This is a genomic window from Parvibaculum sp. (assembly GCF_035511255.1).
Taxonomy (GTDB): domain Bacteria; phylum Pseudomonadota; class Alphaproteobacteria; order Parvibaculales; family Parvibaculaceae; genus Parvibaculum.
This window is the reverse complement of the sequence record NZ_DATKFR010000061.1, coordinates 1-4180: the sequence shown is the minus strand read 5'-3', so window position 1 is coordinate 4180 and position 4180 is coordinate 1. Positions and strand designations below refer to the sequence as shown.

Genomic DNA, 4180 nt, shown 5'->3' with positions numbered 1-4180 from the left:
CGCCCGACATGATGAGCACCCAGCCAACGAAAATCGCCGTCGCCAGCGTGCCGAAGAGGGGAAAGGCAATCGCGAGGATGCCGCCTGCGATCAGGATGCCGCCGGCAATGAGGTAGCCGAGCCGATAGCGGCGGATGGTGCCCGCAAGGCCCGTATCGTCATGGTCGGTCATGGTCGCCCCTCGTTTTGCCTGGTTCGTCCGCCAGTCTACGCCGGATCGGCGACGGAGAGATATGGTCGCTCTCGTCGCTCCCCGCGGGCCTCCAAATCGCGAAACGCCTTGTGCAAATTTGCGCTTTGCGGTCGCCGTCCGGCTCCGGCAGTTTCTTCCGACCATTCATCCGGGCCATTCATCGGGAGCAAGCCGTCATGACCGAACATGTGATCACCGCCGTCGACAAGGGCGTGCTGACGCTGACCCTGAACCGCCCGGACAAGAAGAACGCGCTGACCGACGCGATGTACAAGGCGCTGGCCGACGGCATCGAACAGGCCGAGCGCGATCCGGCGATCCGCGTGACGCTCTTCCGCGCCAATGGCGACGCTTTCACGGCGGGCAACGACCTCGCCGATTTCGCCGCCGCCGGCAACGCGCCCGCCAGCGGCACGGAAACCGGATTGCAGCGCAACGTCACGCGCTTTCTCGAAAATCTCGCCACGGCGGAGAAGCCGCTGATCGCCGCGGTGAACGGGCTTGCCGTCGGCGTCGGCGTGACGATGCTGCTGCATTGCGACCTCGCCTATGCGGGCGAAAGCGCGACCTTCCAGATGCCCTTCGTCAATCTCGGCCTCATCCCCGAAGCCGGCTCGACGCTGCTGCTGCCGCGCCTCGTCGGCCTGCAGAAAGCCGCCGACCTCTTCCTCACCGGCAAGAAGATCGGCGCCGCCAAGGCCGAGGCGATCGGCATTATCGCCGATGTCTTCGCCGACGACGCCCTGCAGGCCGAAGCTCTTCTCCGCGCGCAGACGCTCGCCGCCAAGGCGCCCACCGCCGTCAAGCTCACCAAGGCGCTTCTGAAGGGCGACGACCGCGCCGCCGTGCTGGCGCAGCAGAAGAAGGAAGGCGCGCATTTCGCCGCCCAGCTCCGCTCGGCCGAAGTGAAGGAAGCGATCGCCGCCTTCTTCGAAAAGCGCGCGCCGGATTTCTCGAAACTGTCGTGATGGCCAAACTTCGCGACAAGGGCGAATGTGACTTGAACCGGAGCGAGCCGCGACCGACATAGGCGTCACCTGCAAAAAAACAATCAGGACAGAGGACGCCCCTAATGACGCTCAACATGTACCAGGCTTCGATTCCCGTCATGCTGCAGATGTTCGGCAGCATCGCCGCGGTTCTCGACAAGGCCGCCGCCCAGGCCGCCGAACGCAAGATCGACCCCACGGTCCTCGTCAACGCCCGCCTCGCACCGGACATGATCCCGCTGTCGGCCCAGGTCCAGATCATGACCGATCAGGCGAAAGGCTGCGCCGCCCGCCTCGCCGGCATCGACATTCCCTCCTATGCCGACACCGAAAAGACCATCGACGAGTTGAAGGCGCGTATCGCGAAGACGGTCGACTTCGTGAAGAGCCTGACGCCGGATCAGATCAACGGCGCCGAGGACCGCGAGGTGACGCTCAAGATCGGCGGCAACGACCTGAAGCTGAAGGGAAGCCAGTATTTCTTCCACTTCTTCCTGCCGAACTTCTACTTCCACGCAACGACCGCCTACGACATCCTGCGCCACAACGGCATCCAGATCGGCAAGCGCGACTTCATCGGCTCGTTCTGACGTTTCTCCTGATGGCGACGAGGTCCGTCACTTCGCCACCCTGTCCTTCAGGACAGAGAGGCGGATGACGAGGCCCTCGGGCCGCCAGTCGCGCACGATCTCGCCGCCAAACTGGCCCTTCACCGTCAGCCGCGCGAGCAGGCTTCCGAAGCCTTCCTCCTCCGCCGGACCTTCGATCGGCGGGCCGCCATGCTCGCTCCATGTCAGCACGAAGCGCTCGTCGTCTTCCGCGCAGACGATGTCGATCCGGCCTTCCGCCGTCGAGAGCGCGCCGTATTTCGCCGCATTGGTCGCGCATTCATGCAGCAGAAGCGCAAAGCCGGCGATGGAGCTGCCGGTAATGTCGATATCCGCCCCGGTGACCGCGACGCGCCCTCCGCCCGCCGCCCTGTCGTCGCCGTCATGCGGCGACAGAACGGTCGCGATGAGCGCATGCAACGTGGTCCTCTGATCGGCCGACTGGCCCTGCATGCCGGACAGGGTCAGCGTATGCGCCCGCGCGAGCGCGCCGAGCCGCGACCTGACACTCTCGGCGAGCTCTTCGGGCGTGCGCGCCGTGCGTGCGCTCAGCGTCACGAGACTGCTCGCCAGCGCGAAGAGGTTCTTGACGCGGTGATCCATTTCGCGGAGCAGGAGCGCCATTCTCTCTTCCGCTCGCTTCCTCTCGGTGATGTCGCGCGCGATCTTGGAGGCGCCGACGATCCGCCCGTTCAGGTCCTTGATCGGCGAGACCGTGAGCGAGATGTCGATGATCTCGCCATCCTTCCGCCGACGGACGGTTTCGTAATGGTCGACGCGCTCGCCCCGGCGGATGCGTTCGAGGATCGCCGGTTCCTCGTCGTGACGATCCTCAGGCATCAGCATGAGGACGGAACGGCCGACCGCCTCCGCCGCCGTATAGCCGTAAAGCCGTCGCGCGCCCTCGTTCCAGCTGGTGATGACGCCGTCCAGATCCTTGGCGAGAATGGCGTCGTCGGACGATGCGACGATCGCGGCGAGCCGCTCGGAGGTTTCGTGGGCCTGGCGCTGCAGGCCGAGATCGATCAGCATGTTGACCGCGCCCCGGAGCCGCCCAGAAGGGTCGAAGAGCGGCGTCGGAAAAGGCAGGAAGGGGACGCGCGTGCCGTCGGGTCGCTCGGCCACGGCTTCGACGCCCCGGATGGGACGCATTTCCCGCAAGGCCACCGCCATGGGACTCTCTTCATGCGGCAAAGGCGTTCCGTCCGGCCAGTAGAGTTTCCAGGCGCCGCAGAACTCCGCCGTGCCGATCTGCGGCCTGTAGCCCCAGAGGGTGGCCGCCGCCTCGTTATAGAAGCTGAGCCGTCCCGCCGCGTCGGTCGTATAGACCGCTGTCGGCAGCGCCTCGAGCAGCGCGCGCGCCTGCTCCTCCGAGCCCGCGAACAGGGATGGCGACCGGTCCGGCTCCCGGCCGGAAATACTCCCCGGCCCGGAGGGACCGGACAAGGTCGCGTCGCGCGTCATGCTGCTCATGGAACTCCGAACCGCACCGCCCAGCCCTGGTGAGTGAAATATCTATTTTGATTATGGCATGCCTGCTCCGCCGCACAATGACGATTCGCCGCCCCGTGTGCGCGAACGTGCCGGTGTCTGGCCCGGAAATGGCGGAACGTACAAGAAGGAGCGTGGCGAAGCGGCGGGAACCCCGGCCCGGATCGCTAATAGGCGAGCGGCCGCGTCCCCGTCGAAAGGCGCTGCTGGAAAAGCCGCGGGCGGCCGGTGGCGCCGAAAGTCAGTGGACGGCGCGCCGAAAGCGGATTGGCGCCGGCGTGGGGCTGGGCCGTATCGATGCGCAGGGAGCCGAGGCGTCGTTCCGCCTCCTGCAATTCGCCGCCGCGATCCTCGAGCAGCAGCGGCAGGCGCAGCACGCGCCCCCAGCTCCGCCAGCGCGCGGCGACATCGGCGCCGTCGAACGAGGCATGGAGCACGACCGAATGCTTCTCGTTCGTCGCATGCACCATCTCGACGAGAATGACGGGCCTGGCGCCCGAGCCGTCGCGATGCGCGACGCGGAGCGCGACGCCCCGATAGGCCGACAGAAGCTCGGTCCAGACGAAAGGCCCGAGAATGGGCGAGGAATCGGTGACCTTCACGCAATCGCTGTGGACGACCGCATAGCGGATGAAGCCGAAGAGCCGCGACGGGAGATCGGAGGCCGGAATGGTCACGCGCTGCGGCAGCACGAAGGGATCGGAATCGATCTCGCCGCCGTTCCAGCGCTTGCGTGTTCGCGGAGCGGTCGCCGCCCGGCCCATCTGATCGCTCCATATTGTTTCGAATTGAACCTATTCCGCCAAGGTTGGCATTCCCTTAACGGCTCCGCTCCGATGCGACGCCGCGGAGCCAGACCGCTCCGATTTGGCTTGAACCCGGCTTTCCGGCATTCTCCC

At 66.1% G+C, this 4180-nt stretch carries 4 protein-coding genes; 2 read left to right on the top strand and 2 right to left on the bottom strand.

All coding sequences use genetic code 11. From position 1 onward, the window contains the following. Positions 1 to 369: 369 nt before the first annotated feature. Positions 370 to 1161: an enoyl-CoA hydratase gene (locus VMR03_RS02040; protein WP_325401778.1), complete on the top strand. Its 792-nt coding sequence runs from the start codon at positions 370 to 372 to the stop codon at positions 1159 to 1161. A gap of 104 nt (positions 1162 to 1265) precedes the next feature. Continuing rightward, complete coding sequence (locus VMR03_RS02035) at positions 1266 to 1772, top strand: DUF1993 domain-containing protein (protein WP_325401776.1); 507 nt, start codon at positions 1266 to 1268, stop codon at positions 1770 to 1772. 27 nt (positions 1773 to 1799) lie between these two features. Here VMR03_RS02035 and VMR03_RS02030 read toward each other — a convergent pair whose 3' ends face one another. Together VMR03_RS02030 and VMR03_RS02025 are read right to left on the bottom strand one after the other, a co-directional pair. After that, complete coding sequence (locus VMR03_RS02030; protein WP_325401774.1) at positions 1800 to 3263, bottom strand: PAS domain S-box protein; 1464 nt, start codon at positions 3261 to 3263, stop codon at positions 1800 to 1802. A gap of 185 nt (positions 3264 to 3448) precedes the next feature. Next, entirely contained in the window at positions 3449 to 4045 is a 597-nt protein-coding gene (locus tag VMR03_RS02025; RefSeq protein WP_325401772.1) for a DUF6101 family protein, read from the bottom strand. Positions 4046 to 4180 lie beyond the last annotated feature (135 nt).